The sequence below is a fragment of the Burkholderia sp. Bp8986 genome (assembly GCF_003854225.1).
In the GTDB taxonomy this organism is placed as follows: Bacteria; Pseudomonadota; Gammaproteobacteria; order Burkholderiales; family Burkholderiaceae; genus Burkholderia.
This window is the reverse complement of the sequence record NZ_QTQM01000044.1, coordinates 37,981-64,624: the sequence shown is the minus strand read 5'-3', so window position 1 is coordinate 64,624 and position 26,644 is coordinate 37,981. Positions and strand designations below refer to the sequence as shown.

Here is a 26,644-nt window from a genome sequence, read left to right as displayed (position 1 = left end):
CCTTGGTAGGCCTTTACCCCACCAACTAGCTAATCAGCCATCGGCCAACCCTATAGCGCGAGGCCCGAAGGTCCCCCGCTTTCATCCATAGATCGTATGCGGTATTAATCCGGCTTTCGCCGGGCTATCCCCCACTACAGGACATGTTCCGATGTATTACTCACCCGTTCGCCACTCGCCACCAGGTGCAAGCACCCGTGCTGCCGTTCGACTTGCATGTGTAAGGCATGCCGCCAGCGTTCAATCTGAGCCAGGATCAAACTCTTCAGTTTAAACCTGTTACTGTTTTCGGTTCGGTTAAGAACCGGTCGCTCACTCAAAGCTGACAGGAATATGAATCACTTCATAAACCTGACTTACTTTAGTGTGAGACTCTTGATACTTTCGCTTTTCTGATCCGAAGATCAGCTCGCTACCATCAAGCGCCCACACTTATCGGCTGTTAATTTTTAAAGAGCATTTCTGCAAGGACCCGGAGGTTTTCTCAGCAGCGCTGCGTTTTCAGCAGCAGAGAAACGAGATTATGAACCGTCTTTTTCAGTTCGTCAACAACTTTTTAACTGCTTCGTTGCGACGGCTGGGGTTCAACTTCCTGCACCGCCGAGGCCGCTACGACCCGCCCGACAGCACCGCTTCCCTTCTTCCCCCGCGCCGCGTTTCCGTTAGCGCGAAAGAGGCGTGATTCTAAGCACCTGCCGGCAATCGCGCAAGGGGTTTCGTGAAAAATATAAGGCCCCGCACGCTGCCGCGTGCGGGGCCTTATATTGCGGGGCCTTATATGGATGCAGCCGAATCGTCAGCTCACGCGTACCTGGCGCGCCACGATCTCGATATAGTGATCGAGATCCGGCGTCGCCTTGCCCTCTTCCTTGGCCGCATCGTCCCAGCGGCGCAGTCGCAGCGCGTCTTCCGCGAACGGGCGCTGCAGGAATGCCGCCGTCTCCGCTTCACTGAAGATGCCGCCCTGCAGCGCGAGGCTGCGCACCGAATCCGGCGACAGGCTCTCGAAGTAGCCGGCGTCCGTGCGGCACAGGCAACGCTTCGCGTCGACGTGCAGCCGGATCGGCTCCAGAACCGCGTCCGAAAACAGCGGCCGCAGGAACGGCAGCACGTAATACTGATGCAGGTCGTCGATCCCGCGCGCGCTCGGCGTCTCGCCCTGCCGATTCAGCAAATGCCCCAGGTCATGCAGGAACGCCGCCGCGACCAGCGCCTCGTCGGCACCCGCCTCCTCCGCCAGCAAGCCGCTCTGCAACGCATGCTCCAGCTGCGTGACCGGTTCGCCGCTGTACGCGACATGGCCGTGCTCGCGATACAGCCCGTCGATCTCTTCCACCGTCAATGCCATCCGCTCACTCCCAAGGCAGCGAAAACGTCTTCAGGTTCGTGAAGCTCTTCATCGCTTCCTGAACACCTTCCTTATAGCCGAGCCCCGAATCCTTGATCCCGCCGAACGGCGACAGCTCGATCCGGTAACCGGGCACCTCCCAGACATTCACCGTCCCGACGTTCAGCTCGTTCACGAACCGCACGACCGCGGCCGTACTGTCCGTACAGATACCCGACGACAGCCCGAACGCCGTCCCGTTGCTGATCCGGATCGCGTCGTCGATCGTGTCGAACGCGATGACGGGTGAAACGGGGCCGAAGGTCTCCTCGCGCACGAGCGTCATCGACGGATCGACGTTGTCGAGCACGGTCGGCGAATAGAGCGCACCGCGCCGCACGTTGCCGGTCAGCAGGCGCGCCCCCTGCGCGACCGCCTCGCCGACCCGGGCCTCGAACAGCCGCGCCGCGACGTCGTCGATCACCGTGCCCATTTCGTTTGCGGGATCGAACGGATCGCCGTACCTCCAGGCGCGCGTCTTCTCGACGAGCAGCTCGGTAAACGCCGGCGCGACCGAGCGCTGTACCAGGATCCGCTTGACGGCCGTGCAGCGCTGCCCCGAATTCCGGTACGAACCGAGCACGGTCAGGGATGCCGCACGTTCCAGATCGGCATCGTCGAGGACGATCAGCGGATCGTTGCCGCCCAGCTCCAGCACGATGCGCCGGTAGCCGGCCCGCGCGGCGATCGCCTTGCCGATCGATACGCCGCCCGTAAAGGTGATCAGCGATGCATGCGGATGCGTGACGAGTTCGTCCGCGATTTCGCGCGGGTCGCCGGTCAGCACCTGCAGCATCGGCTCCGGCAATCCGGCTTCATACAGCAGGTCCGCCAGATAGAACGCCGACAGCGGTACCTTCTCCGACGGCTTCACGATCACGCGGTTGTTGGTCGCAATCGCCGGCGCGATCTTGTGCGCGACCTGGTTCATCGGGTGATTGAACGGCGTGATCGCGACGATCACGCCGTCGAGCGGCTGGCGCTGCGAGAACACGCGGCGCGCCTTGCCGTGGGGCGTCAGGTCGCACGAGAAGCTCTGCGCGTCGTCGCGCAGCGCTTCGACCGAAGCAAACTTCAGCACGTCGGCGACGCGACCGATCTCGTAGCGCGAATCCTGTTTCGACAATCCCGACTCGAGCGTGATCAGGTCGGACGCCTCCTCGGCACGCTCGCGCAGCAGCGCGGCCGCGCGCTCGAGGATCTGCGAACGCTTGTAGCGCGTGAGCGCGGGCCGGTATGCCATCGCGTAGTGGAACGCGGCGCGCACATCGTCGACGCTCGCCAGCGGCGCCGTACCGACGCGCGTGCCGGTGTACGGATCGGCGACGTCGAGCACACGGTCGCGCGTCGCGCGCGTGCCGCACCAGCGCAGCGCCTCGGCGCGGAACGCGGGGTGATCCTGTCGGGGGTGAGCCATCATGTCGCGACCCGATTCAGCACGAAATCGAAGACGTCGAAGTTGCGCGGACGACGTGCAGGGTCGTCCCGCTCGATCCGACGGTTGAACAGCAACGGCACCTCCTGCTCGGACACGCCGCCGTGCGAACGCAGCGGCACGGTCAGGCCGGACAGGTCGTGTTCGCGCTCGCGCGTGCCGAGCGTCATGTCGCGCCGACCGATCACGACGAGATCCCCGATCCGGTCGGCAGGCAGTTCGAAGCGCGCGGCCGCTTCCGCGTTGTCGAGTACGAGCTCGACGCCGTCGAGCCCGCCGACGCGCCACATCGCTTCGACCCGGTCGACGCCGGGCGCCAGGTAGACGGTTGCGAACGAGCCGAGCGCGCCGTGGTGCACGACGTACGGATCGGTGATCGGCAAGATCACGCGTGCGGCCCGCACACCGAACCAGTCGTCGAACGCGTCCTGAAGATAGATCACGTTCGGGCGACCCGTGGCCGGATCGTGCTTCGCGTTCATCCCGTGGTCGGCCGTGAGCCCGATCGCCCAGCCGAGCGCGTCGAGCTGCGCGAGATAGCCGTCCATCATTGCGTAGAACGCGTTCGCGCCGGCACTGCCCGGCTCGCACTTGTGCTGCACGTAGTCGGTGGTCGACAGGTACATCAGGTCGACCTGGCGAGTCTGCGCGAGCCGCACGCCGGCCGCGAACACGAATTCGGACAATGCCGCGCTGTACACGTCCGGCGACGGCAGGCCGACCCAGTCGAGGACGTCGACGATCCCGTTTTCCGCGAGATTCGCCTGCGCGGCCTTCTCGGCGGAAAAACAGATGCCGTTCATCTGCCAGCCGAGCAGCCGGCGCAGCTTGTCCTTCGCCGTGACGACGGCCACCCGCGCGCCGGCGTCGGACGCCGCCGCGAGCAGCGTGCCGGCCCGCAGGTAGGCCGGGTCGTTCATCATCACTTCGGCGCCGCGACCGCCGTCGGCGGCCGGATCCCAGAAGTAGTTGCCGCAGATCCCATGAACCGACGGCGGCACGCCGCAGACGATCGACAGGTTGTTCGGGTTGGTGAAGGTCGGCACGACGCAGTCGGCGCGCCACGCGGTGCCTTGCGCGATCATCCGGCCGATGAACGGCGCGACGCCCGCTTCCACCGCACGCTCGAGATAGTCGTACTCGCAGCCGTCGGCGCAAATGACGACGGTCGGTTCGACCGGTAGCCGGTAGCGTCGGCCGTTGACGTCGACGGAACGTCCCGCGAGATCCGCCGAACCCTTGCCCGCGGCCGATTGCTCGCCGGGCTGTCGCAATGCGAACGCGGCGTTCATGATGCCGCCCGCTTGCCGCGCGGCACGCGCGCGGCGATCAGCAGCAGCGCCGCGAGCGACGCGCCGAGCATCAGCAGCGACAGCGCCGAGGCGGGCAGGTAATAGCCGCGCTCAACCTGGCCGATCACGACGATCGGCACGGTCGCGAAACCGGGCGGATAGACGGTCAGCGTCGCGCCGAGTTCGCCGAGCGACAGCGCGAAGCCGAGCGCGAGGCTCGCGCGCAGCGCCGGCACGAGCTGCGGCAGCAGCACGCGGCGCAGCACCATCGCGGGCGGTGCACCGAGGCTCGCCGCCGCTTCGCGCAGCACGGTCAGCTCCGGACGCAGCGCGGCGGCCGCGCAGCGATAGCAGAACGGCAGGATCAGCGCGAGCTGCACGAGCACGACGATCGCCGCGGAGCTCGACAGGTCGAGCGGCTTCTGGTGATACGCGATCAGCACCGCGAGCCCGAGCACGACGCTCGGCACACCGTTCGGCACCATCACGAGCGCGTCGACGACCGCGCCGAGACCGCGCCGGTCGCGCCCCTCGAGTGCAAGCGCAAGCCACAGCCCGAGGATCGTGCCGATCGCCGACACGCCGAAGCCGATTTCGAGGCTCGTCAGCAGCGCGTCGTATTCCGGCGACCCGAGCCGCTCGAACCAGCGCAGGCTGTAGCCGGCCGGCAGGATCGTGCCCGACCACTGCGTCGACACGCTCGACAGCGCGACGACGATGACCGGCAGCACGAACAGCCAGAAGCAGGCGAACGCGGCCAGCGCGAGCGCGGCGCGCGACGCATGCTTGAGCAGCGTGTCGCTCCAGCCGATCCGATGACGCGGCACGGCTTGCCCGATATGGAATTCAGCGGACATCGTTCCCTCCCGTCGCACGCCGGTTCACCCGGCGATAAACCGTATAGAGCGCCAGCGACAGCGCGAGCATCACGACCGCGCCGGCCGACGCGGTCGGCAGGTCGAGATCGACGGTCGCGCTGCTGTAGATCGCGACCGGCAGGGTCACGAGCCGCGCGCTGCCGAGCACGAGCAGGATCCCGAACTCGTTCAGCGTCAGCAGGAAACACAGCACGGTGCCGGCGGCGATGCCCGGCCACGCGATCGGCAGCACGACGCGGCGCGCGAGCATCCAGCCGGACGCGCCGAGGCTGCGCGCCGCTTCGATCAGGCGCAGGTCGAGCGTCGCGAACGATGCGAGCGTCGGCCGCACGACGAACGGCGTATAGAACACGGTCTGCGCGAGAATCACGCCGCCGATGCCGAACAGGAAGTCGAGCGGCGGGTTCTCGAGATGGAACAGGTGCTGCAGCGCGATGCTGATCGAGCCTTGCGAGCCGTACAGGAAGATCAAGGTGAACGCGACGAGGAACGACGGGAACGCGACGTACAGTTCCAGGAAGCGCGTGACGAGCGACGCGCCCGGGAACGGCTTGAAGAACAGCAGCGCGGCCAGCAGCACGCCGAGCACCGATGCGGTGCCGGCGCTCGCGAACAGCACGCCGACCGTCGTCAGCAGCACGTTGCGCGTATCGGGGTTGCCGAAGAAGGTCCGGTATGCGGCGAAGCTCAGCCCGTGATCGCCGGACACGCTCAGCAGCACGAGCCGCACCAGCGGATAGACGACGAGCGGGCCGAGCACGACGATCGCGAGCGCGGCGAGGTGCAGGTCGCCCATGCGCTTGCGGCGCCGCGCGGCGGCGGCATGCGCGGCGGCCGACGCGAGCACGTGCGGCGGCAGGCCGGCTTCAGGGCTCGATAAGGACGACATCGTCTGCCTCGCAATGCAGGGACACGCGCGCACCGCGCTCGGGAGCCGCGCCGCGGCCGCGTTGCATCGTCACGCGCACGGGTTCGTCGGGCGCCGCGTCGATCATGACCGCGATCGACAGGTCCGCGCCCTGCCATTCGACCGACGAAACCGTGCCGTGCAGGCCGCCCGCCGCGAGCGGCATCACGGTCAGCCGCTCGGGGCGCACGCACGCGACCTTGCCGCGCACGTCGTGACGCGGGTCGCCGAGCGGGAAGATCACGTGCGGCGGCAGCAGGTTGGCCGGGCCGAGATAGCGCGCGACGTAGCCGTCCCGCGGCGCGTCGTACAGCTGCTGCGGCGTGCCGAGTTGCGCGATGCGGCCGTCGCGCATCAGCAGCGCGCGGTCGGACAGCACGAGCGCGTCGTCGCGGTCGTGCGTCACGCAGACGACGGTCAGGTTCGGCAGGCGCTCGTGCAGCGCCTTCAGTTCGCTGCGCACCGATGCGCGCAGATTGGCGTCGAGCGCCGACAGCGGCTCGTCGAGCAGCAGCACGTCCGGCTCGATCACGAGCGCGCGCGCCAGCGCGACGCGCTGCTGCATCCCGCCGGACAGTTGCGCGGGCAGATGGTGGCCCGCGTCGCCGAGTTGCACGAGCTTCAGCGCGTCGGCGACGCGGCGCGTCACTTCCGGCGACGCCATGCCGCGTGCGCGCAGCCCGAATGCGACGTTCTCGAACACCGACAGGTGCGGGAACAGCGCGTAATTCTGGAACAGCAGACCGAGGTTGCGCTTGTGCGGCGGCGCATGGGTCAGGTCGCGTCCGGCCACGGTCAGCGTGCCGGTCAGGCCGTCGGCCTTCACGAACCCGGCGATGAAGCGCAGCAGCGTGGTCTTGCCGCAGCCGCTCTTGCCGAGCACGGTCAAAAATTCACCGGCGCCGATCGACAGCGACAGATCTTCCAGCACCGTGCGTGCGCCGTAGCGCACGCTGAGGTGCTCGATCTGCACGCCGCCCGGCGCGCCGGACCGCAGCGTTGCTTGCGGTTCGGCGGCGCCGAAAGCGCCGGGATGGGTCAGGGTGGTTTCCACCGGGTTCATCCTCTTGCTCACTAATACAGGCAGCGTGCGCCGATCACTTCGGCTTGACGACGTCGAGCTGCTTGCCCGAGCTGCCGATCACGTCCTTCTTCCAGCGCTCGATCCACACCGGCTTCTTCGCCATCACCTGGGTCCAGTCGACCGGGATCAGCTTCACGCCCGCGATCGCCTTCTTGACCGCCTCGCCGTTCTTGCCGGCCAGCGGCACGTCCGTGCGGCCCGGGATGCCGTACATGTCCGGCACCTTCGACTGCACGTCGGTCGACATCAGGTAGTCGATCAGCTTCTTGCCGGCGTCCTGATTCGGGCCGCTCTTGATCAGGCCGATGCCGTACGGCAGCTGGAACGTGGTCGGCTGGTCGCCGTCCTTCGCGGCCAGGAAGATCGGCTTGACGGACAGCGCGCCGTGCTCGGCGTCGTCGAGGTCCATCTGCAGGTCGCCGTTCGCGACGCTGATCTCGTTACGCGACAGCAGCACATTCAGGTAGCCGGTGCCCTTCGTGTGGAACTTCACGCTCTGCGACAGCTTCGCAAGATAGTCGAACGCCTTGTCCTCGCCCATCAGCGACGTCGTCAGGATCAGCACGGCCATCCCGTCGCCGGCGGTGGCCGGGTTCGAGTACGCGACCTTGCCCGCGTAGGCCGGCGACAGCAGGTCGGCAAACGTCTTCGGCTGGTTCTTCACGACGTCCGGGTTGATCGCGAACGAGAAGTAGTTGTTCACGAACGTCGCCCAGGTGCCGTCTTCCGCCTTCGCGATCGCCGGCACGTTCTTGTAGTTCACGCTCTGGTACGGCTGCAGCAGGCCCATCTGGCCGGCTTGCTGGATGAACGGCGGCAGCGTGACGATCACGTCCGCCTTCGGCGAATTCTTTTCGATGTTCGCGCGGTTGACGACCTCGCCGCTGCCCGCCGTCACGATGTTGACCTTGACGCCTTCCTTCTTCTCGAACGCCGGCAGCACATCGCGATAGAGGTTCTCGAGACCGTCCGCCGTATACAGCACGACCGCGTTCGCCGCGTGCGCGGGCATCGCGGCGCCTTGCAGCAGACCGGCGGCGCAGGCGGCCAGCGCGAGCTTGCGGAACGCGCCGGCAGCGGCGCGCGAGGAATTCTGCAGTGTCATCTCACTTCTCCGTAGGCGGAACACCAAACGGCCGGGGCACGATCCGGCTCCTTTCAGTCGGACAGACCGACAACCGGCCCGTCTCGCTGCCGCGCTGCAGGTGGTCTCGCGCGGCAACCGAAGGATCACAGCGTTCGATGACAACGCCGTGACGTGTGCCACAATTTCCAAAAAATGACACATTTTGCCAATATCATGCAAGTCATTCAGAAATGCCGCCCTGGCGTTTCATCCGACCTTTGCTGGAGAAAAATCATGTCGGACCCGATTCTGCTCACGCCCGGCCCGCTCACCACGTCCGCCACAACACGCCACGCAATGCAACACGACTGGGGCTCGTGGGACGCCGCTTTCAATCAACTGACGGCGAGCGTCTGCGCGGATCTCGTCGCGATCGCGCGCGGCGGCGACGCATACGTGTGCGTGCCGATGCAAGGCAGCGGCACGTTTTCGGTCGAAGCCGCGCTCGGCACGCTGGTGCCGCGCGACGGCGTCGTGCTGGTGCCGGACAACGGCGCGTATTGCGCGCGCATCCTGAAGATCCTCGGCCGGCTCGGCATCGGGTCGATCGCGCTGCCGTTCGGCGAGAACGCGGCGGTCGACCCCGGCGCGGTCGAAGCCGCGTTCGCGCGCGAGCCGCGCATCACGCACGTCGCGCTGGTGCACCTGGAAACAAGTGCCGGCATCCTGAATCCGCTCGACGCGATCGCGGCCGTGTGCCGGCGGCACGGCAAGCGGCTGATCGTCGATGCGATGAGTTCGTTCGGCGCGCTGCCGATCACGCTGGCGGACAGCGGGATCGACGCGCTGATCTCGGCGAGCGGCAAATGCCTGGAAGGCGTGCCGGGGATGGGGTTCGCGATCGTGCGGCGCGCTGCGCTCGACGCGTGCGAAGGCAACCCGCGGTCGCTCGCGCTCGACCTCCACGATCAGTACGCGTACCTGTGCAAGACGGGCCAGTGGCGCTTCACGCCGCCGACCCACGTGATCGCCGCGCTACGCGCCGCGCTCGACCAATACCTGGCCGAAGGCGGCCAGCCCGCGCGCGGTGCGCGCTATGCGGAAAACTGCCGGACGCTGGTCGAATCGATGCGCGCGCTCGGCTTCACGCCGTTCCTCGACGCCGGCGTGCAGGCGCCCGTGATCGTCACGTTCCATGCGCCCGACCATCCGGCCTACGATTTCCGCCGCTTCTACGACGCGGTGCGCGACGCGGGCTTCATCCTGTATCCGGGCAAGCTGACGCAACTCGAGACGTTCCGCGTCGGCTGCATCGGCGCGATCGATGCCGGCGACATCCGGCGGGCGGTTGCGGCGATCGCACAGGCGGTCGAATCGCTCGGGATCACGATGCGGCACGCGTGAGCGCGGCGGCCTGAACCGCTTCGCAGTCGCGAGCGGATACAAAAAAGCCCGGCGACCCACAGGTCGCCGGGCGAACGCACCGAGAGTGCGTGGAGCCGGTGCTTACAGTTCGATCCGCTTGATGTCGCCGACGACGAAGATGTACGACAGCGCACCGATCAACGCGATCACGCCGATGAACACCAGCGCACCGACGAACGAGCCGGTCGACGCGACGATGAAGCCGACGACGAGCGGCGTGATGATGCCGGCCAGGTTCGCCGCGAAGTTGAAGATGCCGCCGGTCACGCCGAGCAGGCCGTCCGGCGCGATGTCGGACACGAGCGTCCAGCCGAGCGCGGCCATCCCCTGCGCGAAGAACGCGACCGACATGATCGCGATCACGGCTTCGTTGCTTTGCACGTAGTTCGCGAGAATGATCGTCGACGCGAGCAGCAGGCCGGCGATGATAGGCAGCTTGCGTGCGAGGTTCGCGGACTTGCCGCGGCGCAGCAACCAGTCGGAGAAGATCCCGCCGAACATCACGCCGACCGACGCGGCGATGAACGGCATGATCGCGAAGAAGCCGATCTTCAGCCAACCCATGTGGCGCTCGGTCGCGAGATAGGTCGGGAACCAGGTCAGGAAGAACACGAGCGTCGAGTTGCCGGCGAACTGGCCGAGGCAGATCCCCGCGAGCTGGCGCTTCTTCAGCAGCTGGCCGGCCATCGCCCAGCTGAACTTGGCCTGGGCGGGCTTGCCGCCCTTGTCGCCGTCCTTGCGCGCGCCGTGCACGAGACCGCCGCCCGCTTCGATGTACGCGAGTTCTTCCGAATTCGCGGCCGGATGGTTGCGCGGCTCGTGATAGAACTTCCACCAGACCAGGCCGAACACGATGCCGACCCCACCAACGACCCAGAACAGCGAACGCCAGCCGAACGCACCCATCAGCGCGAACAGCACGGGGCTGAAGAACGCGAGACCGATGTACTCGCCGACGGTGTAGGTGCCGGTCGCCATCGCACGTTCATTCTGCGGGAACCACGTCGCGACGACGCGGCTGTTGGTCGGGAAACACGGCGCTTCCGTCACGCCGAGGCCGAGCCGGCATGCGAGCAGCGTCCCGACGCCGGGCACGAAGCCCTGCAGGAGCGTGCACAGCGACCACAGCGTCATCGACCAGTAATAGGTGATCTTGCTGCCGAAGCGGTCGAGGAACAGGCCGCCCGGCACCTGCATCGCGACGTACGTCCACGAGAACGCGGAGAACATGATGCCCATCACGGCCGCGTTGATACCGAGCTCCTTGGTGAGCTGCGGCGCAGCCACCCCCAGCACGGTACGGTCGAGATAGTTGATCATCGTGCCGATCGCGAGCAGCGCGAGGATCTTGTAGCGCGCCGAGGTCCGCCGGACCGTACCGGCCGCCGCGGGCGCGGCGTTCGTGTGGGTGGTGTGCTGCATGGTTGTCTCCTGGTCTATTTTTCAGCTGGTCGCTAGAAGGGTCAGCGTGCGACGAGCGACTGAAAGTGTTCGAACATCCGTTCGTCGTCCGGCGTTCGTCCGGTGAAGATCTCGAACGCATCGACGGCCTGGTACACGGCCATCCCGCCGCCCGGCAGCGTCGCGCAGCCGGCCGCGCGCGCGGCGCGGATCAGCTCGGTTTCGAGCGGGAAATACACGATGTCGGCGACCCACATACCCGCGCGGAGCAGCTCGGCCGGCAGCGGCAGGCCCGGATGCTTGGCCATGCCGGTCGGCGTGCAATGGATCAGGCCGGTCGCGGCCTGCATCGCGGCCGCGAGATCGCTGCCCGGCGTGACCCGGGCGGCCGGGAAGCGCTGCTGCAGTTCACCCGCGAGCGCGGTGGCGCGCGTGCCGTCGACGTCGAAGATCGTCAGGTCGGCGGCACCCATCTGCAGCGCCGCATGCGCGACGGCCGCACCCGCGCCGCCCGCGCCGAGCTGCACGACACGTTCGAGCGACGCATCGGGCAGCCCGCGGCGGAACGACTTCGCGAAACCCGACCAGTCGGTGTTGTGGCCGATCCGCTTGCCGTCCTTGAACAGCACGGTGTTGACCGCGCCGAGTGCGCGCGCGTCGTCCGACAGTGCGTCGAGGTGCTCGATCACGCGCTGCTTGCACGGATGCGTGATGTTGAGCCCGTTGTAGCCCATCCGCTGCGCGGCATCGAGCAGTTCCGGGAGCGCGTCGGCGGTCACGCCGAGCACGTCCAGATCGATGCGCCGGTACACGTAGCCGAATCCCTGGCGGAAGCCTTCTTCCTCGTGCATCGCGGGCGACAGCGAACCGCCGATGCCCTGGCCGATCAGGCCGATCAGAAAAGACGGGCGGCTCATCGTGCGGCTCCTTGGGCAAAAATGGTCGACAGGCGCTGCAGCGCGAATACGTAGCCTTCGGTGCCGCAGCCGCAGATCACGGCTTCGGCCACCGCCGACACATAAGAGTGGTGACGGAATGCCTCGCGGCGATGCACGTTCGAGATATGCACCTCGATCACGGGTTTCGCGATCGCGGACAGTGCGTCGGCCAGCGCGACCGACGTGTGCGTGTAGGCGGCCGGGTTGATCACGATGCCGTGCGTGTCGTGACGCGCGGCATGCAGCCAGTCGATCAGCTGGTGCTCGGCGTTCGACTGGCGGAAATCGATCTCCAGCCCGAGCCCGTCGGCCGCCGTGCGGCAACGCTGCTCGAGGTCGGCGAGGGTTTCCGCGCCGTAGATGTGGGGCTCGCGGGTCCCCAGCAGATTCAGGTTCGGGCCGTTCAGCACCAGCACCTTGTGCTTGCTCATGGTGTTTCTGCTCCTAAAACAGGGGCGAATCGCTAGTCGACTTCGCCCTCTGACGTCAAGATTTGGCGCTAGTGTGCGCTTGCGCAAGCGCAATGTCTTTTCGGGTTTTCGCTAATTTGTACCACCTAGTTAGTTTGTATAATTTCACTCACTCCCCTAGTAAATTCGGGATATGGCGCTCACCGGTAATTCAACGACTGGTTCATTCCGGCCCGATCCGGCCGACGCCACACCCCGCTCATCCGCAGGATTCGCCCATGCAGCGCTCGATCGCCACCGTGTCACTGTCCGGCACGCTCGCCGAGAAGCTCGCCGCCATCCAGGCCGCCGGCTTCGACGGTGTCGAAATCTTCGAGAACGACCTCGTCTACTTCGACGGATCGCCCGCCGACGTGCGGCGCATGGCCGCCGATCTCGGCCTCGACATCGTGCTGTTCCAGCCGTTTCGCGACTTCGAGGGCGTGAGCCCGGCCCAGCTCGCCCGCAATCTCGACCGCATCCGCCGCAAGTTCGACGTGATGCACGCGCTCGGCACCGACCGCATCCTGGTGTGCAGCAGCGTGTCGCCCGACACGATCGCGGACGACGCGCTGCTGGTCGACCAGCTCGGCGCGCTCGCCGAAGCCGCGCGGCAGGCGGGCGTGGTCGCCGCGTACGAGGCGCTCGCGTGGGGCCGCGTCGTGAACCGGTACGGCCATGCGTGGCAGCTCGTGAACGCGGTGAACAGCCCGCACCTCGGCCTCGCGCTCGACAGCTTCCATACGCTGTCGCTCGACGATTCGCCGGACGCGATCGCCGACATCCCGGGCGACCGGATCGCGTTCGTGCAGATCGCCGATGCGCCGAAGCTCGCGATGGACGTGCTCGAATGGAGCCGTCACTACCGCTCGTTCCCCGGCCAGGGCGACTTCGACCTCGCACGCTTCACCGCCCGCGTGATCGAGTCCGGTTACAAGGGGCCGCTCTCGCTCGAGATCTTCAACGACGGCTTCCGCGCCGCGCCGACCGCGATCACGGCCGCCGACGGCCACCGCTCGCTGCTCTATCTGGAAGAACTGACGCGCGCGCGACTCGCGCAGGACGGCCGCGCGCCGGCCGCCGACCAGCCGCTGTTCGCGCCGCCGGCACCGCCCGCACACGTCGGATTCCAGTTCATCGAATTCGCGGTCGACGCGCAGGCGGCGGCCACCGTCGGCGAATGGCTCGGCCGGATGCGGTTCCGGCTCGCAGGCCGTCATCGGTCGAAGGACGTGACACTGTTCCAGCACGGCGCCGCGTCGATCGTGCTGAACGCCGAGCGCGACTCGTTCGCCGACGCGTTCTTCCAGCAGCACGGGTTGTCGCTGTGTGCGTCGGCGTTCCGCGTCGACGATGCGAAAGTGGCATTCGAGCGCGCGGCCGGCTTCGGCTACGCGCCGTTTTCCGGGCGCGTCGGCCCGAACGAGCGCGTGCTGCCGGGCGTGCAGGCGCCGGACGGCAGCCTCGAATACTTCGTCGACGAGACGCCGAACGCACCGACGCTGTATGAATCGGATTTCGTGCTGACCGACATCGACGGCCCGAGCGAGGTCGGCCCGCTCACGGGCATCGACCACGTCTGCCTCGCGCTGCCGGCCGACGCACTCGACACGTGGATCCTGTTCTTCAAGACCGCCTTCGGCTTCGAGGCCGAGCGCAGTTGGCTCGTGCCCGATCCGTACGGCCTGATGCGCAGCCGCGCGGTGCGCAGCACGGACGGTTCGGTGCGCATCGCGCTGAATGCGTCGGTCGACCGTCATACGGCCGTCGCCGAATCGCTCGACCGCTATCACGGCACAGGGCTGAACCACGTCGCGTTCCGGACCGACGACATCGTGAAGACGGTCGCCGCGTTCGCGGCCGACGGCGTGCCGTTCCTGCGGATCCCGCCGAATTACTACGACGATCTGGCCGCGCGCTACGCGTTGCCGGACGAACTGATCGACACGCTGAGCGCCCACCACCTGCTGTACGACCGCGACGAAAACGGCGGTGAATTCCTGCACGCGTATACCGAGCTGGTCGACAACCGCTTCTCGCTCGAAATCGTCGAGCGGCGCGGCGGCTACGACGGCTACGGCGCGGCCAACGCGGCCGTGCGGCTCGCCGCGCAGGCCCAGCGCAGGAAATAAGGGAGCAACGGAATTTCGTCCAGGGTCGAATCGAATGAGAAAAACACGACGACCCTGCGACGCGCGCCGCGCGACCGCACCATCGTGGTGAATCCCGCCGCGGCGCCCCGCCCGGCAAGGCCGGCCGCCGGCGGCCGGAAACGGCCGCCCGGCGGGCGTTACATCCGGTAACGCACACCGCACCGCAGCATTCGCGCGGCCGCGGCCGTTTTAAGAATCGCTTAAGTCTCCGACGGCACCATCCGCAACCAGTACCCGACGGATATCCCGAAAAGGAGGACAGCGATGAGCGCCGTAGATGCACCCGCGGGCCGCCCGGCCGCCCCCCCAGTGAAAAAGACGATGCTGCGCCGTTTGCTCAGCCATCATGAAATCGCGACGCTGCTCGTGCTGCTGCACGCACCGATCGGCGCGAACGCCAAACCCGAATTGCCCGCGCTGCAGGAAGCCGGCCTCGTCGAGATGATCAAGCTCGATGCCGACACGGCGCCGAGCTTCCGGCTGACCGAAGACGGCACGGCCGTCCTGAAAGGGCTCGGCTACCGCTGAGCCGCCGCACGCCGAATCCCGTCCCGCCCCTTCAGATCCGCCGGCCCGGCCGGCGCGTCACTTCACCCTGCCCGGTCCTGCAGCATCAGCCGGTATTCCGTCGGCGTCACGCCGACCGTCGCCTTGAACTGGCGCGTGAACGCGCTGTGATCCGTATATCCGCATAGCGCCGCGACGTCGGTCACCTTGTCGTGCGTGACCAGCAGCGCCGTGGCCGCATCGAGCCGCGTCTTCAGAAGCACCTGGCGCGGCGTCAGGTGAAACACCTTGTGGAAGTAGCGCTCCAGCTGCGCGACCGACATCCCCGCCATCTGCGCGAGCTGCTTCAGGTTCAGCGGCTGCACGTAGTGATCCTGGATGTGCTGCACCACGTCGGCGAGCTTGCTGTAGGCTGGATGCGAGCCCTCGTGCGCCTTCAGGTCGCGCGAGATGCCCGCGAGGCCGACCACCTTGCCGGCCGCGTCGCGCAGCGGCTCCTTGCAGGTCAGGCACCAGCCCGGCTGACGGCCCGGATACAGATGCAGCTCGAGCTGGTCCATCAGCTGCTGGCCTGCGGTGATCGTCGCCATGTCCTGCTCGAAATAGGTCTTGCCGAAGCGGCGCGGAAACACTTCGTCGGTCGTCTTGCCGAGCAGGTCGCGCTTGTCCTTGTAGCCGCAACGCATCGCCAGCGTGCGGTTGACGAGCGCGTAGCGGCCGTTCGCGTCCTTCACGAAGAACGCGACGTCGGGCAGCGCATCGAACACCGGCTCGAGCAGGCGGAAGTGCGCGAGCATCGCGCCGAGATCGGCGTTGTCGGGCTGGTAGCGCAACGTATCGGACAGGCTCATGGGCGGTGCGGCAAGCAAGGTCGTCATCCCGGCATCTGCGAAGGGGGTGGCTGATGGCGTCGATTATAGGAGCGCCGTCTCGAACGCGTCGTGGCGATCGCGGGCCAGCGATCGGGCGGCCCGGCGAATGGCGGCAAGCGCAACCCGCCGTCGCTCGGCACCGATCGGGCGATTCGCATGGGCCGGCAAGCACGTCATGCGCCGTGCGGTTGTGCGCGCAACCACTGCGCCGCACGCACGTCCGGCGGGCACGATTTCGCATCGGCACGTTGCCTGGCGTCGCGCACGGCCGGCGCTGCCGACGCTATCGGCTCACCCCGCCGGCGCCGAGACTACGCGCGCCCGAACCCGCCATCCTAAAAATGCCGGCGTGTCGCGTCTTGGCGCGTTTGCGCACTCGTCATGACGATTTCAGCATATATCAGGGTTATCGACGATATGCCGAAATCGTCGCCGGCTGCGCTCCGAACGCGCAAGACGCGCGCATTTTCGCTACCTAGACTTCGATCAACGGTTACGAGACGACATCCCGCCCCCGCCGCGCACGCCGATTCCGGCACAACCCGCGCAGCGCATGGCACACCCCGCACGGCTTTCCGAAACGCCTGCAACCCGATACGTCTCGCCCGGTTTACCGCGCCGGCCGGCTGGCCGGCGGCGGCCCAACCATGCCATCAAGGGGAAGTGAAAGTGAAGCTGAAGGTATCGCACGTCGCGCTGGCTGCTGCCTGCGCACTGTCGGGCGCACACGCCATCGCCGCCGACGTCGTCAAGATCGGTTTCGCCGCACCGCTGACGGGGCCGCAGTCGAACTACGGCTCGGACATGCAGAAGGGCGTGCAACTCGCGATCGCCGATTTCAACGCGACGAATCCGACGATCGGCGGCAAGCCGGTCACGTTCCAGCTCGACTCGCAGGACGACCAGGCCGACCCGCGCACCGGCACGACGGTCGCGCAGCGGCTGATCGACGACAACGTCCGCGGGGTCATCGGCCACTTCAACTCGGGCACGAGCATTCCGGCGTCCGACCTGTACGATCGCGCGGGGCTGCCGCAGATCTCGATGGCGACGTCGCCGCAATACACGGCGCGCGGCTACAAGACGACCTACCGGCTGCTGACGAGCGATGCACAGGCCGGCCGCATCGTCGGCACGTATGCGGTGAAGACGCTGCACTTCAAGCGCATCGCGATCATCGACGACCGCACGGCCTACGGCCAGGGCATCGCCGACGAATTCGCGAAGGCCGTGCAGGCCGCGGGCGGCACGATCGTCAAGCGCGACTTCACGAACGACAAGGCGCTCGACTTCTCCGCGATCCTGACCAACCTGAAGGGCATCAACCCGGACGCGATCTTCTACGGCGGCGGCGATGCGCAGTCGTCGCCGATGATCCGCAAGATGCGCCAGCTCGGGATGAAGTCCGCCTTCGTGACCGGCGAGATGTCGCGCTCGCCGACGTTCCTGAAGGTCGGCGGCGACGCGGCCGAAGGCGCGATCGTCTACATGGGCGGGCTGCCGAAGGAAAAGATGCCGGGCTTCGCCGGCTACGCATCGCGCTACAAGGCACGCTTCAACGAAGACGTGATCACCTATTCGCCCTACTCGTACGACGGCACGATCGCGCTGCTCACCGCGATGAAGGACGCGAACTCGACCGACCCGAAGGTCTATACGCCGTATCTCGGCAAGGTGTCGATCAAGGGCGTGTCGGCCCCGAGCATCGCGTACGACGCGAAGGGCGACCTGAAGGATGCGCCGGTGACGATCTACAAGGTCGAGCACGGCGCGTTCAAGCCGGTCGACACGATCGCCGGCAACTGATCGCGCAGACCCTGTCACACGCGGCGCGGCAAGCGGTTCTCCCGCCTGCCGCGCCGCGTGCGTTTCGGGCTCGACGAAGTTCGAAGCATGCCTCGGCGCAGCCCCGCGCGCGCGCATTTCGCGCTCCTGTAGAATCCCCCCACCCGCTTTGACGCTTCGTCTGCGTCGTGCCCCATCCCGGTGCGACGGTGCGTGTCACATGCCCCATCCGGCACTCGACGCACGCTCGACGACGCAGGCCGCGCCTTGCCAGTCCATGCCGATAGCGGGTTCTGGAGACGCAGCACCGACAACTACATTCGAAAACCGATCGTCCTGACCATGCAAGCTTCCGAATTGAGCGGCGTGCCTCGCGCCGCCGAACGCGCGCTCACGCGCAGCGACTACAAGACCCTTGGCCTTGCCGCACTCGGCGGCGCCCTCGAGTTCTACGACTTCATCATCTTCGTGTTCTTCGCACCCGCGATCGGGCAGCTGTTCTTCCCGCACGACATTCCCGACTGGCTGCGCCAGTTGCAGACGTTCGGCATCTTCGCGGCCGGCTATCTCGCGCGCCCGCTCGGCGGCGTGATCATGGCGCACTTCGGCGACCTGTTCGGCCGCAAGCGGATGTTTACGCTGAGCGTGCTGATGATGTCGGTGCCGACGCTGCTGATGGGCCTGCTGCCGACCTACGACTCGATCGGCATCCTCGCGCCGGTGTTGCTGCTGCTGTTCCGCGTGCTGCAGGGCGCGGCGGTCGGCGGCGAAGTGCCGGGCGCATGGGTGTTCGTGTCGGAACACGTGCCGTCGCGCCACATCGGCTATGCGTGCGGCACGCTGACCGCGGGCCTCACGGCCGGCATCCTGCTCGGCTCGCTGGTCGCCGCGGGCATCAACAGCCGTTACTCGGGCGCCGAAGTCACCGCGTTCGCGTGGCGCATTCCGTTCCTGCTCGGCGGCGTGTTCGGCCTGTTCTCCGTGTACCTGCGCCGCTGGCTGCACGAGACGCCGGTGTTCGCCGAGATGAAGGCGAAGAAGGCGCTCGCGGCCGAGATTCCGCTGAAGGCCGTGCTGCGCGACCACGGCCGCGCGGTGATCGTGTCGATGCTGCTCACGTGGATGCTGTCGGCGGCGATCGTCGTCGTGATCCTGATGACGCCCGCGCTGCTGCAGAAGCAGTTTCACCTGACGCCCGCGACCACGCTGTTCGCAAACAGCGTCGCGACGCTGTGCCTGACGGCCGGCTGCATCACCGCCGGCTCGCTCGCGGGCTGGATCGGCGCGAAGCGCGTGCTCGGCATTGGCGGCCTCGTGCTGGCCGCGTGCTATTACCTGCTGTTCGCGCAGGTCGCGGCCGACGCGTCGACGCTGCCGCTGTACTACGGGATCGCCGGCTTCATGGTCGGCACGATCGGCGCGGTGCCGTTCGTGATGGTCAAGAGCTTCCCGCCCGTCGTGCGCTTCTCGGGCATCTCGTTCTCGTACAACGTCGCGTATGCGATCTTCGGCGGCCTCACGCCGGTGATCGTGTCGCTGATGATGAAGTCGAATCCGCTCGCGCCGGTCGTGTACGTCGCGGCGATCTGCGTGCTCGGCGCGATCGCCGTGCAGTTCTCGAAGGATGCGAAGGACCCGAAGGACACGCGCTGAACGTCGGCGCGCACGCGCCCGCTGGATGAACAAAGGGCCGAATCCCGCGGCGTGCGGGATTCGGCCCTTTTGTTTGGGCTTCAGCGCGGCGACGTGCGCGCGTCGCGCCGTTCAACCGGGTTCAATTCAGCGCAGCGCGCCGTACGACGAACTCGGCCGGCGCAGCGCGTCGATGCTTGCGCCGCCGGCGCCGGTCACGAACAGCAGCAGGAAACCGCCGGCGATCGCGACGTTCTTCCAGAAGTGGATCACCATGTCGTGCTGGACCGCGGCGTCCGTCGCGTCCCAGAAATTGTGTCCGACCATCGCGGTCGCGATCGTATAGAACGCCATCAGCAACGCGAGCGGCTTCACCTTGTAGCCGACGATCAGCAGCAGCCCGCCGAGCGCTTCGATCGTGACGACGACCGGCCCCGTCACCTGCGGATAGGGCACGTTCAGCCCGTGCAGATAGCCGATGAAATCGCTGTAGCCGAGCAGCTTCATCACGCCGCCCCACAAGAACAACGCCGCCAGCGCCAGGCGCGCGAAAAAAATGACGCCGGAATCGACGGAACGCGTCATGCCTCTCTCCTCGTATGCAATTCGGCCGTCCGCACGAGGCGTGCCCGTGCGGTTCGGGGTCGCGCGGCCCTGCCGGGCCGGCGGCAAATGGGCCAGCATAGAGGGTCTTTCCGCGGTGTCCAAGAAAAAGGTTGTAGCAAATCTTTACACCGCGGCGGTCATTCAAGCGCGGCGGCACCGCGAAACACCGTGTTCGGCCCTGGCGGATAAATAACGGAACAGGCCCTAACCGGCGTCGCTCAACAGCACGCCTTTCTTGAAGATGAAACAGCCGTAGCCGCGCGACTCGCCGGTGACGATCACCGCATACGCCTGCTGCGCGCGCTCGTAGAACGCGAAACGGTCAACGCCCATGAGCGGCACCGCGCGCCCTTCCGCACGATCGATCTCGGCCTGCACTTCGCGCTGCACGGGCGGCACCGCGGCCGGATCGCCGACGACTTCCATCCGCCAAGCGGGTGTGTCGACGAACGTGTCGAGCGGCAGCACCGACAGCACCGCGCGCGCGACGCGCGCCGAGTCGGCGCCGTCGATGCGCAGCGCGCGGCCGACCACCGTGTGCCCGGCGACGGATTCCGCCGGAAAATTCGCATCGCAGATCACCACTTCATCGCCGTGGCCCATCGCGCGCAGCGCGTGCAGGATGTCGGCGTGCAACAGCGGATCGAGATTCTTCAACATGTGGGAAAGGCTCCGGGATCGGGAACGAATCGCATAACGTTACCCGATCCCGGCCGCCGCCGGGCATGCGTCGCTCGCATCACGACGCCGCGGCCGGCATTTCGTCGATGAAACCCGTGACCGACTTCAGGCGGCCCGACGCATCGACGGTGCCGAAGTCCGAACCTTTCACGACCGCCGCGCCGTCGGGCGACACGAGCGCCCACGAGAAGCGCAGGTGCTGGCCGAACCCGTCGACGTCGATCGTGCGGCGAAAGCGATACGCGGGGAAGCGCTCCTGCACCGCGGCGATCATCGTGTCGATGCCCGCGTGGCCGTCGCCGGCCATCAGCGGATCGCGATAGGCCGCGTCGCTCGCGTAGGTCGCATCGATCAGCGCGCGCCGGCGTGCGACGTCGGGCTCGTTCCAGGCATCGAAATAGCGGTCGATCAGGTCGGCGTGAGCCGACTGGGCGGTTCGGGCGGTGTTCATGGCGAGGCTCCTTGTGTCGACGGGGGAACGATGTCGCAAACGTTTCGTGTTCGCGTGTCGCCATCGTCGCCGGCCTCGCGTGGGCGGTCGATTACGTGCGAGGTAAGGAATTCGTGCCGGCCGCGGAAAATACGCATGCGCCGAACCGCGAACCGGCCGCCGCCATCAAAAACGGGCGCCCGAAGGCGCCCGCATCGCATCGTCTGCCGCCGTCGCGGCGCGCGTCAGGTCACCGGCGCCGGATTGAACAGCGTCAGCGCATTCGCGAGCTTCCATTGCTCGGCCCACGTGCGGCGCTTGCCGCTCGCGACGTCGAGCATCAGCCGGAACAGTTCCCAGCCCACGTCCTCGATCGACGCCGCGCCGGTCGCGATCTGCCCCGCGTCGAGATCCATCAGGTCGTGCCAGCGGCGCGCGAGATCGCTGCGCGTCGCGACCTTGATCACCGGCACCTGCGCAAGGCCGTACGGCGTGCCGCGCCCCGTCGTGAAAACGTGCAGGTTCATTCCCGCCGCGAGCTGCAGCGTGCCGCAGATGAAGTCGCTCGCGGGCGTCGCCGCGTACAGCAGCCCCTTCTGCCGCGCCCGGTCGCCGGGACGCACGACGCCCGCGATCGGCGCGCTGCCCGACTTCACGATCGAGCCCATCGCCTTCTCGACGATGTTCGACAGGCCGCCCTTCTTGTTGCCGGGCGTCGTGTTCGCGCTGCGGTCGACGCGGCCGCGCTGCAGGTAGCGGTCGTACCAGTCCATCTCGCGGATGATCTCGCGGGCGACGTCCTCGTTCGCCGCGCGCGACGTGAGCTGCGCGACGCCGTCGCGCACTTCGGTCACCTCCGAGAACATGATCGTGGCGCCCGCCCGCACCAGCAGGTCGGCCGCGAAGCCGACCGCCGGGTTCGCGGTGAGCCCCGAGAACGCGTCGCTGCCGCCGCACTGCACGCCGACGACGAGATCCGACGCCGGGCAGGTTTCGCGACGGCGGCGGTTCAGCCGCTCGAGATGCGATTCGGCCATCTTCATGATCGAGTCGATCATCGAGCTGAAGCCGACGTGCGCGGCGTCCTGCAGGCACACGACGCCGCCGTTTTCCGGCGCGCCGTCGGCCGCCACCGGAATCGAGCCCGGCGGCAGCAGGCGCTCGGGCTGCAGCTTCTCGCAGCCGAGGCTCACCGTCATCACCTCGCCGCCGAAGTTCGGATTCAGGCTGATGTTGCGCAGCGTGCGGATCGGAATGTCGGCATCGGGCGCATCGATCGCGACGCCGCAGCCGTATGTGTGCTCGAGCCCGACCACGTCGTCGACGTTCGGGTAACGCGGCAGCAGTTCGTCCTTGATCCGCTTCACCGCATGCTCGACGACGCCCGACACGCATTGCACGGTCGTCGTGATCGCGAGGATGTTGCGCGTGCCGACCGAGCCGTCGGCATTGCGGAAGCCCTCGAACGTATAGCCTTCGAGCGGCGCCAGCGGCGGCGCGGCACGCGTGGCGAGCGGCAGGTCGTCGAGCCCCGGCGGCTCGGGCATGCGCATCGTGCGCTCGTTGACCCAGCTGCCGCGGCGCAGCTCGGCGAGCGCGTAGCCGATCACGACGTTGTAGCGGACGATCGGATCGCCGGCCGCGAGGTCGACCAGCGCGACCTTGTGCCCTTGCGGCACGCCTTCGCGCAGCGTCAGGCCGTCGGCGAACGTCGCGCCCTCGGGCAGGCCGCCGTCGTTGACGACGATCGCGACGTTGTCGTCCGGATGCACGCGGATATAAAGCGGGGAAGCAGTCATCGGAATTCCTGGGAGGCTACCGGTCAAATCGTTAGTCATCATATGACATTCAACACCAAGCCGCGATGCTGCGTAAACCCTTATCCGGAAAGACCCTATCTCTCGCCGGCCGGCAAACCGCTTGCGCCGCGCTTTTCCGCGTTGTACGATGACATACAACGACATCGCCAATATGGCCCGGATGCCGTACCCGACGAACCCATCAGCACTCGCGCTGGACGGACGACCCAACCATGACTTCACCGCAAGAACTCAAACAGATCATCTCCCACGGCCTGCTGTCGTTTCCGCTGACGGATTTCGACGCGGACGGCAGCTTCCGCCCGGCCACCTATGCCGAGCGTCTGGAATGGCTGGCGCCGTATGGCGCGACCGCGCTGTTCGCGGCCGGCGGCACCGGTGAATTCTTCTCGCTCACGCAGCGCGAGTATTCGGACGTGATCCGCGTCGCGACGGAAACCTGCAAGGGCAAGGTGCCGATCCTGGCCGGCGCCGGCGGCGCGACGCGCGTCGCGATCGAATACGCGCAGGAAGCCGAGCGCCTCGGCGCGAGCGGCGTGCTGCTGATGCCGCACTACCTGACCGAAGCCAGCCAGGAAGGCATCGCCGAGCACGTCGAGCAGGTGTGCCGCGCGCTGGAGATCGGCGTCGTGGTGTACAACCGCGCGAATTCGAAGCTGAATGCCGACATGCTCGAGCGCCTCGCCGATCGTTGCCCGAACCTGATCGGCTTCAAGGACGGCGTCGGCGAAATCGAGAGCATGGTCACGATCCGCCGCCGCCTCGGCGACCGCTTCGCGTACCTCGGCGGCCTGCCGACGGCCGAAGTCTACGCAGCCGCGTACAAGGCGCTCGGCGTGCCGGTGTACTCGTCGGCCGTGTTCAACTTCATCCCGAAGACGGCGATGGCATTCTATGAAGCGATCGCGAAGGACGACCACGCAACGGTCGGCCGTCTGCTCGACGAGTTCTTCCTGCCGTACCTGAAGATCCGCAACCGTCGCGCGGGCTACGCGGTCAGCATCGTGAAGGCGGGCGCGAAGCTCGTCGGCCACGACGCCGGCCCGGTGCGCGCGCCGCTCGTCGACCTCACCGACGCCGAAATGGCCGAACTCGACGAGCTGATCAAGAAGATGGGCCCGCAGTAAGCGGCGGGCTGACCAACGGCACGCGATCCCGTGCGTGCCGGCCCGCGCGGGACCGGCGGTTCCGCCCGGCGCCCCCCTTTTCGACGGCCGCCCCGTGCTTCCCGGGCCGGCCGTTTTCATTACATCTGTGAGATGGTTCCGACGATCCGGTAGCGCAGGCTGCCGAGCCTGAGACGGGTCGCGGCGATATCGGTGCCGGCCGCCGACCGCCGGAAGCGCGTGTTCGGATCGTCGGCGAGAATCTGATCCAGCACGTCGGGATCCACGACCGCATCGAAAAACCGGCCGAGCGTGAGCGTCGCATACTGTTTCGCGGTCGCGAGCTGGCTGTTGGCCTGCATCAGCGCCTCGGTGCGCAGGCCCGGATCGCGTTCGTCGATGCTGCGGCGATGCTTCAGCGCAAACACCAGCGCCTCCATGTCCAGCCGGAACCGCTTGACGGCCTGGCCGAACCCGAGCGAATGCGGATCGGCGCCGGTGACGGGCCGCCCCTGATTGATCGTCACGTCGAATTCACTGCCGCCCAGGTCGCGCTGCAATTCGAACAGCGCATTGGCCAGCACGCGCCCTTCGCTGGTCTCGCCGATCTGGGTGCGCACCGATTTCGCGACGTCGCCGATCGCTTTCCACAATCCGGCCGCGAACAGGTGGTCGCCACGCTTGCTGATATTCATCGGAGGGCTCCTTGTTGGTTTTTGTCGGTCTCTCAGGCTCGCCTGCGGACCGGCGGGTCCGAGGCCTCGCTAATGTAGGAGAAATTCCGGCGGCGTGGAAGCCGCCATCCATCTCGTCAAGGCGGCGCATCATGAGAAGCATCATTCGATGCCCCCCGCTCTCTAATCGAGCAAAACCGGCCCTCCATCAAAAAGGCGGCGGGGTACCCGTGGGCACCGTGCGCCGCCTTGTTTCAACCTTGCCGGAACGCGCCCCTCCCGGGACGCGGCCTTCAGTCGTCCTGCGCCGTCACTCCGCCTTCCCGTCCCGCAGCCGCGGAATGTCGAGCGGATTGCTTTCCTGCAGCCCTTCGGGCAGCAGGTCGTCCGGGAAGTCCTGGTAGCACACGGGCCGCAGGAAACGGTCGATCGCGGTCGCGCCGACCGACGTGACGGCCGGGTTCGACGTCGCCGGGAACGGCCCGCCGTGCACCATCGCATCGCACACCTCGACGCCGGTCGGGTAGCCGTTGACGAGCAGGCGCCCGGCCTTGCGTTCGAGGATCGGCAGCAGGCGGCGCGCGAGCGGCTTGTCGTCGGCGTCCAGTTGCAGCGTGGCCGTCAGCTGGCCCTCGAGCGCGTCGAGCACGCGCGCGACTTCGTCGAGATCGCGGCAGCGCACGATCAGCGACGCCGGCCCGAACACCTCGTGGCCGAACGCCGGTTCGGCCAGGAACACCTGCGCGGCGACTTCGTACAGCGCGCCGCCTGCCTGGCATTCGGTCTGCGCCGCCTCGCCCGCGCCGATTTCGCGCACGCCCGGCAGTTCGGCCAGCTTGCCGCGGCCGCTGCGATACGCGTCGGCGATGCCGCGCGTCAGCATCACGCCGGCCGGCTTCTTCGCGAGCGCCTGCGCGGCGACGGACTCGAAGCGATCGAGATCGGGGCCGTCGACCGCCAGCACGAGACCCGGGTTCGTGCAGAACTGGCCGGTGCCGAGCGTCAGCGAATCGACGAAGCCGGTCGCGATCGCGTCGCCGCGCGCGGCCAGCGCGGCCGGAAACAGCACGACCGGGTTGATGCTGCTCATTTCCGCATAGACGGGAATCGGTTGCGGGCGCGCGTTCGCGAGCTGCACGAGCGCCATGCCGCCCTGCCGCGACCCGGTGAAGCCGACAGCCTGGATCGCCGGATGGCTGACGAGCGCCGCGCCGATCACGCGGCCGGGGCCGATCAGCAGCGAGAACACGCCGGCCGGCATCCCGCATTTCGCCACCGCCGCGCGGATCGCGCGGCCGACCAGCTCGGACGTGCCGAGGTGCGCCTCATGGGCCTTCACGATCACCGGGCAGCCGGCCGCGAGTGCCGACGCGGTATCGCCGCCGGCCACCGAGAATGCGAGCGGGAAGTTGCTCGCGCCGAACACGGCGACGGGCCCAAGCCCGACCTTCTGCAACCGCAGGTCCGAGCGCGGCAGCGGCGTGCGCGCGGGCTGCGCGGGATCGATCGACGCGGCGAGGAAGCGCCCGTCGCGCACGACGCGCGCGAACAGCCGGAGCTGGCCGACGGTGCGGCCGCGCTCGCCCTGCAGCCGCGCGACGGGCAGGCCCGTTTCGGCGTGCGCGCGTTCGACCAGCGCGTCGCCGAGTGCGACGATTTCGTCGGCGATCGCCTCGAGAAACGCCGCGCGGGCCGCGAGCGGCTGCATGCGATACGCGTCGAAGGCGTCGCGCGCGAGTTCGCACGCGCGCTCGACATCGGCCTGCGTCGCGACGCCGAAGGCCGGCGCATCGATCGGCGCGCCCTTCGTCGGGTCGAACGCGCGCAGGGTACCGGCCGAGCCGGCCACCGCGTCGGCGCCGATCAGCATCTCTCCAGTCAGTTGCATGGGTGTACTCCGTGGTTCGGGAATGGTTCGCTCATTGTAGCCCAACAGATATGATGTCTGCTGACGATATGGCGATATCCCCCGTCGCTCCACAGTTACTCGACCGCAGGCCACAAACCCTTATCCATTCGGCACAAGCAGGAAATTCTTGCGTCTCCCGCGGCCGTCCGAAGGGAAAACCCTAGGTGTCCGCGCGCCCTCGTTGCAGGTAAGTTTTGACTCATGTCA

23 protein-coding genes and 1 rRNA gene are annotated in these 26,644 nt (G+C 67.3%); 6 read left to right on the top strand and 18 right to left on the bottom strand.

Going from position 1 to position 26,644, the window contains the following annotated elements:
• The 8 genes from DID99_RS29505 to phnS form a co-directional block, all read right to left on the bottom strand.
• A 16S ribosomal RNA gene (locus DID99_RS29505) occupies positions 1 to 272 on the bottom strand; the annotation flags it as partial.
• A gap of 524 nt (positions 273 to 796) precedes the next feature.
• On the bottom strand, positions 797 to 1,348 hold the full coding sequence (locus tag DID99_RS29495) for a phosphonate degradation HD-domain oxygenase (protein WP_124489365.1): 552 nt from the start codon (positions 1,346 to 1,348) through the stop codon (positions 797 to 799).
• A 4-nt stretch (positions 1,349 to 1,352) separates the two neighbouring features.
• Positions 1,353 to 2,807 (bottom strand): phosphonoacetaldehyde dehydrogenase, encoded by a 1,455-nt coding sequence (gene phnY, locus DID99_RS29490; protein ID WP_124668085.1) that lies wholly within the window; start codon positions 2,805 to 2,807, stop codon positions 1,353 to 1,355.
• Complete coding sequence (gene phnA, locus DID99_RS29485) at positions 2,804 to 4,114, bottom strand: phosphonoacetate hydrolase (protein ID WP_124668084.1); 1,311 nt, start codon at positions 4,112 to 4,114, stop codon at positions 2,804 to 2,806. The genes phnY and phnA overlap by 4 nt, the downstream gene beginning before the upstream one ends.
• A complete protein-coding gene (gene phnV / locus DID99_RS29480; protein ID WP_044845723.1) occupies positions 4,111 to 4,971 on the bottom strand; it encodes a 2-aminoethylphosphonate ABC transport system, membrane component PhnV in 861 nt (286 codons plus the stop codon). The genes phnA and phnV overlap by 4 nt, the downstream gene beginning before the upstream one ends.
• Positions 4,961 to 5,881 (bottom strand): 2-aminoethylphosphonate ABC transporter permease subunit, encoded by a 921-nt coding sequence (locus DID99_RS29475; RefSeq protein WP_124489363.1) that lies wholly within the window; start codon positions 5,879 to 5,881, stop codon positions 4,961 to 4,963. The genes phnV and DID99_RS29475 overlap by 11 nt, the downstream gene beginning before the upstream one ends.
• Positions 5,859 to 6,962: a 2-aminoethylphosphonate ABC transport system ATP-binding subunit PhnT gene (phnT, locus tag DID99_RS29470; protein ID WP_044845725.1), complete on the bottom strand. Its 1,104-nt coding sequence runs from the start codon at positions 6,960 to 6,962 to the stop codon at positions 5,859 to 5,861. The genes DID99_RS29475 and phnT overlap by 23 nt, the downstream gene beginning before the upstream one ends.
• A gap of 34 nt (positions 6,963 to 6,996) precedes the next feature.
• Positions 6,997 to 8,088 carry a 2-aminoethylphosphonate ABC transporter substrate-binding protein gene (gene phnS / locus DID99_RS29465; protein WP_044845726.1) on the bottom strand — a complete coding sequence of 364 codons (1,092 nt, stop codon included), beginning with the start codon at positions 8,086 to 8,088 and terminating at the stop codon, positions 6,997 to 6,999.
• A 255-nt stretch (positions 8,089 to 8,343) separates the two neighbouring features.
• Between phnS and DID99_RS29455 the strand changes: the two genes are divergently transcribed.
• The gene (locus DID99_RS29455; RefSeq protein WP_124668083.1) at positions 8,344 to 9,453 is read left to right on the top strand and encodes a 2-aminoethylphosphonate--pyruvate transaminase; all 1,110 of its coding nucleotides are present in this window, start codon (positions 8,344 to 8,346) and stop codon (positions 9,451 to 9,453) included.
• A gap of 102 nt (positions 9,454 to 9,555) precedes the next feature.
• On the opposite strand, the gene DID99_RS29450 is transcribed toward DID99_RS29455, so the two are convergent.
• From DID99_RS29450 to aroQ, 3 genes are read right to left on the bottom strand one after another with little or no spacing between them, the layout of a single operon-like run.
• Complete coding sequence (locus DID99_RS29450) at positions 9,556 to 10,896, bottom strand: MFS transporter (RefSeq protein ID WP_124489359.1); 1,341 nt, start codon at positions 10,894 to 10,896, stop codon at positions 9,556 to 9,558.
• Positions 10,897 to 10,937: 41 nt separating this feature from the next.
• Positions 10,938 to 11,792 (bottom strand): shikimate dehydrogenase, encoded by an 855-nt coding sequence (locus DID99_RS29445; RefSeq protein ID WP_124530200.1) that lies wholly within the window; start codon positions 11,790 to 11,792, stop codon positions 10,938 to 10,940.
• Complete coding sequence (aroQ, locus tag DID99_RS29440) at positions 11,789 to 12,244, bottom strand: type II 3-dehydroquinate dehydratase (RefSeq protein ID WP_044845730.1); 456 nt, start codon at positions 12,242 to 12,244, stop codon at positions 11,789 to 11,791. Before aroQ ends, DID99_RS29445 begins: the two co-directional genes overlap by 4 nt.
• Positions 12,245 to 12,501: 257 nt before the next feature.
• On the opposite strand from aroQ, the gene DID99_RS29435 reads away from it, so the two are divergent.
• Both DID99_RS29435 and DID99_RS29430 read left to right on the top strand, forming a co-directional pair.
• Positions 12,502 to 14,394: a bifunctional sugar phosphate isomerase/epimerase/4-hydroxyphenylpyruvate dioxygenase family protein gene (locus DID99_RS29435; RefSeq protein WP_044845731.1), complete on the top strand. Its 1,893-nt coding sequence runs from the start codon at positions 12,502 to 12,504 to the stop codon at positions 14,392 to 14,394.
• A gap of 285 nt (positions 14,395 to 14,679) precedes the next feature.
• Positions 14,680 to 14,943 carry a hypothetical protein gene (locus tag DID99_RS29430; protein WP_059528378.1) on the top strand — a complete coding sequence of 88 codons (264 nt, stop codon included), beginning with the start codon at positions 14,680 to 14,682 and terminating at the stop codon, positions 14,941 to 14,943.
• Between the two features lie 62 nt (positions 14,944 to 15,005).
• Here the strand turns inward: DID99_RS29430 and DID99_RS29425 are convergent, their stop codons facing one another.
• Complete coding sequence (locus tag DID99_RS29425; protein ID WP_044845733.1) at positions 15,006 to 15,800, bottom strand: AraC family transcriptional regulator; 795 nt, start codon at positions 15,798 to 15,800, stop codon at positions 15,006 to 15,008.
• Positions 15,801 to 16,463: 663 nt separating this feature from the next.
• Here DID99_RS29425 and DID99_RS29415 point away from each other — a divergent pair.
• Both DID99_RS29415 and DID99_RS29410 read left to right on the top strand, forming a co-directional pair.
• Positions 16,464 to 17,600 (top strand): branched-chain amino acid ABC transporter substrate-binding protein, encoded by a 1,137-nt coding sequence (locus DID99_RS29415; RefSeq protein ID WP_044845855.1) that lies wholly within the window; start codon positions 16,464 to 16,466, stop codon positions 17,598 to 17,600.
• A gap of 321 nt (positions 17,601 to 17,921) precedes the next feature.
• On the top strand, positions 17,922 to 19,232 hold the full coding sequence (locus tag DID99_RS29410) for an MFS transporter (RefSeq protein ID WP_044845735.1): 1,311 nt from the start codon (positions 17,922 to 17,924) through the stop codon (positions 19,230 to 19,232).
• Between the two features lie 126 nt (positions 19,233 to 19,358).
• Here DID99_RS29410 and DID99_RS29405 read toward each other — a convergent pair whose 3' ends face one another.
• The 4 genes from DID99_RS29405 to garD form a co-directional block, all read right to left on the bottom strand.
• Positions 19,359 to 19,796, bottom strand: a complete 438-nt coding sequence (locus tag DID99_RS29405) for a DoxX family protein (protein ID WP_044845736.1) — start codon at positions 19,794 to 19,796, stop codon at positions 19,359 to 19,361.
• A gap of 225 nt (positions 19,797 to 20,021) precedes the next feature.
• The gene (locus DID99_RS29400; protein WP_124668081.1) at positions 20,022 to 20,477 is read right to left on the bottom strand and encodes an RbsD/FucU family protein; all 456 of its coding nucleotides are present in this window, start codon (positions 20,475 to 20,477) and stop codon (positions 20,022 to 20,024) included.
• A gap of 79 nt (positions 20,478 to 20,556) precedes the next feature.
• Complete coding sequence (locus DID99_RS29395; protein WP_124668080.1) at positions 20,557 to 20,949, bottom strand: nuclear transport factor 2 family protein; 393 nt, start codon at positions 20,947 to 20,949, stop codon at positions 20,557 to 20,559.
• 224 nt (positions 20,950 to 21,173) lie between these two features.
• A complete protein-coding gene (gene garD / locus DID99_RS29390; RefSeq protein ID WP_124668079.1) occupies positions 21,174 to 22,727 on the bottom strand; it encodes a galactarate dehydratase in 1,554 nt (517 codons plus the stop codon).
• A 233-nt stretch (positions 22,728 to 22,960) separates the two neighbouring features.
• On the opposite strand from garD, the gene kdgD reads away from it, so the two are divergent.
• A complete protein-coding gene (gene kdgD / locus DID99_RS29385) occupies positions 22,961 to 23,875 on the top strand; it encodes a 5-dehydro-4-deoxyglucarate dehydratase (protein ID WP_124668078.1) in 915 nt (304 codons plus the stop codon).
• A 119-nt stretch (positions 23,876 to 23,994) separates the two neighbouring features.
• Here the strand turns inward: kdgD and DID99_RS29380 are convergent, their stop codons facing one another.
• Positions 23,995 to 24,549, bottom strand: a complete 555-nt coding sequence (locus DID99_RS29380; RefSeq protein ID WP_124668077.1) for a hypothetical protein — start codon at positions 24,547 to 24,549, stop codon at positions 23,995 to 23,997.
• A 289-nt stretch (positions 24,550 to 24,838) separates the two neighbouring features.
• On the bottom strand, positions 24,839 to 26,416 hold the full coding sequence (locus tag DID99_RS29375; RefSeq protein WP_124668076.1) for an aldehyde dehydrogenase (NADP(+)): 1,578 nt from the start codon (positions 26,414 to 26,416) through the stop codon (positions 24,839 to 24,841).
• Positions 26,417 to 26,644 lie beyond the last annotated feature (228 nt).

What these genes read in the sequence shown, in the direction of transcription:
- DID99_RS29495 (WP_124489365.1), bottom strand. Translation starts at nt 1,348, where the DNA reads ATGGCATTGACGGTGGAAGAGATCGACGGGCTGTATCGCGAGCACGGC.
- phnY (WP_124668085.1), bottom strand. Translation starts at nt 2,807, where the DNA reads ATGATGGCTCACCCCCGACAGGATCACCCCGCGTTCCGCGCCGAGGCG.
- phnA (WP_124668084.1), bottom strand. Translation starts at nt 4,114, where the DNA reads ATGAACGCCGCGTTCGCATTGCGACAGCCCGGCGAGCAATCGGCCGCG.
- phnV (WP_044845723.1), bottom strand. Translation starts at nt 4,971, where the DNA reads ATGTCCGCTGAATTCCATATCGGGCAAGCCGTGCCGCGTCATCGGATC.
- DID99_RS29475 (WP_124489363.1), bottom strand. Translation starts at nt 5,881, where the DNA reads ATGTCGTCCTTATCGAGCCCTGAAGCCGGCCTGCCGCCGCACGTGCTC.
- phnT (WP_044845725.1), bottom strand. Translation starts at nt 6,962, where the DNA reads ATGAACCCGGTGGAAACCACCCTGACCCATCCCGGCGCTTTCGGCGCC.
- phnS (WP_044845726.1), bottom strand. Translation starts at nt 8,088, where the DNA reads ATGACACTGCAGAATTCCTCGCGCGCCGCTGCCGGCGCGTTCCGCAAG.
- DID99_RS29455 (WP_124668083.1), top strand. Translation starts at nt 8,344, where the DNA reads ATGTCGGACCCGATTCTGCTCACGCCCGGCCCGCTCACCACGTCCGCC.
- DID99_RS29450 (WP_124489359.1), bottom strand. Translation starts at nt 10,896, where the DNA reads ATGCAGCACACCACCCACACGAACGCCGCGCCCGCGGCGGCCGGTACG.
- DID99_RS29445 (WP_124530200.1), bottom strand. Translation starts at nt 11,792, where the DNA reads ATGAGCCGCCCGTCTTTTCTGATCGGCCTGATCGGCCAGGGCATCGGC.
- aroQ (WP_044845730.1), bottom strand. Translation starts at nt 12,244, where the DNA reads ATGAGCAAGCACAAGGTGCTGGTGCTGAACGGCCCGAACCTGAATCTG.
- DID99_RS29435 (WP_044845731.1), top strand. Translation starts at nt 12,502, where the DNA reads ATGCAGCGCTCGATCGCCACCGTGTCACTGTCCGGCACGCTCGCCGAG.
- DID99_RS29430 (WP_059528378.1), top strand. Translation starts at nt 14,680, where the DNA reads ATGAGCGCCGTAGATGCACCCGCGGGCCGCCCGGCCGCCCCCCCAGTG.
- DID99_RS29425 (WP_044845733.1), bottom strand. Translation starts at nt 15,800, where the DNA reads ATGACGACCTTGCTTGCCGCACCGCCCATGAGCCTGTCCGATACGTTG.
- DID99_RS29410 (WP_044845735.1), top strand. Translation starts at nt 17,922, where the DNA reads ATGCAAGCTTCCGAATTGAGCGGCGTGCCTCGCGCCGCCGAACGCGCG.
- DID99_RS29405 (WP_044845736.1), bottom strand. Translation starts at nt 19,796, where the DNA reads ATGACGCGTTCCGTCGATTCCGGCGTCATTTTTTTCGCGCGCCTGGCG.
- DID99_RS29400 (WP_124668081.1), bottom strand. Translation starts at nt 20,477, where the DNA reads ATGTTGAAGAATCTCGATCCGCTGTTGCACGCCGACATCCTGCACGCG.
- DID99_RS29395 (WP_124668080.1), bottom strand. Translation starts at nt 20,949, where the DNA reads ATGAACACCGCCCGAACCGCCCAGTCGGCTCACGCCGACCTGATCGAC.
- garD (WP_124668079.1), bottom strand. Translation starts at nt 22,727, where the DNA reads ATGACTGCTTCCCCGCTTTATATCCGCGTGCATCCGGACGACAACGTC.
- kdgD (WP_124668078.1), top strand. Translation starts at nt 22,961, where the DNA reads ATGACTTCACCGCAAGAACTCAAACAGATCATCTCCCACGGCCTGCTG.
- DID99_RS29380 (WP_124668077.1), bottom strand. Translation starts at nt 24,549, where the DNA reads ATGAATATCAGCAAGCGTGGCGACCACCTGTTCGCGGCCGGATTGTGG.
- DID99_RS29375 (WP_124668076.1), bottom strand. Translation starts at nt 26,416, where the DNA reads ATGCAACTGACTGGAGAGATGCTGATCGGCGCCGACGCGGTGGCCGGC.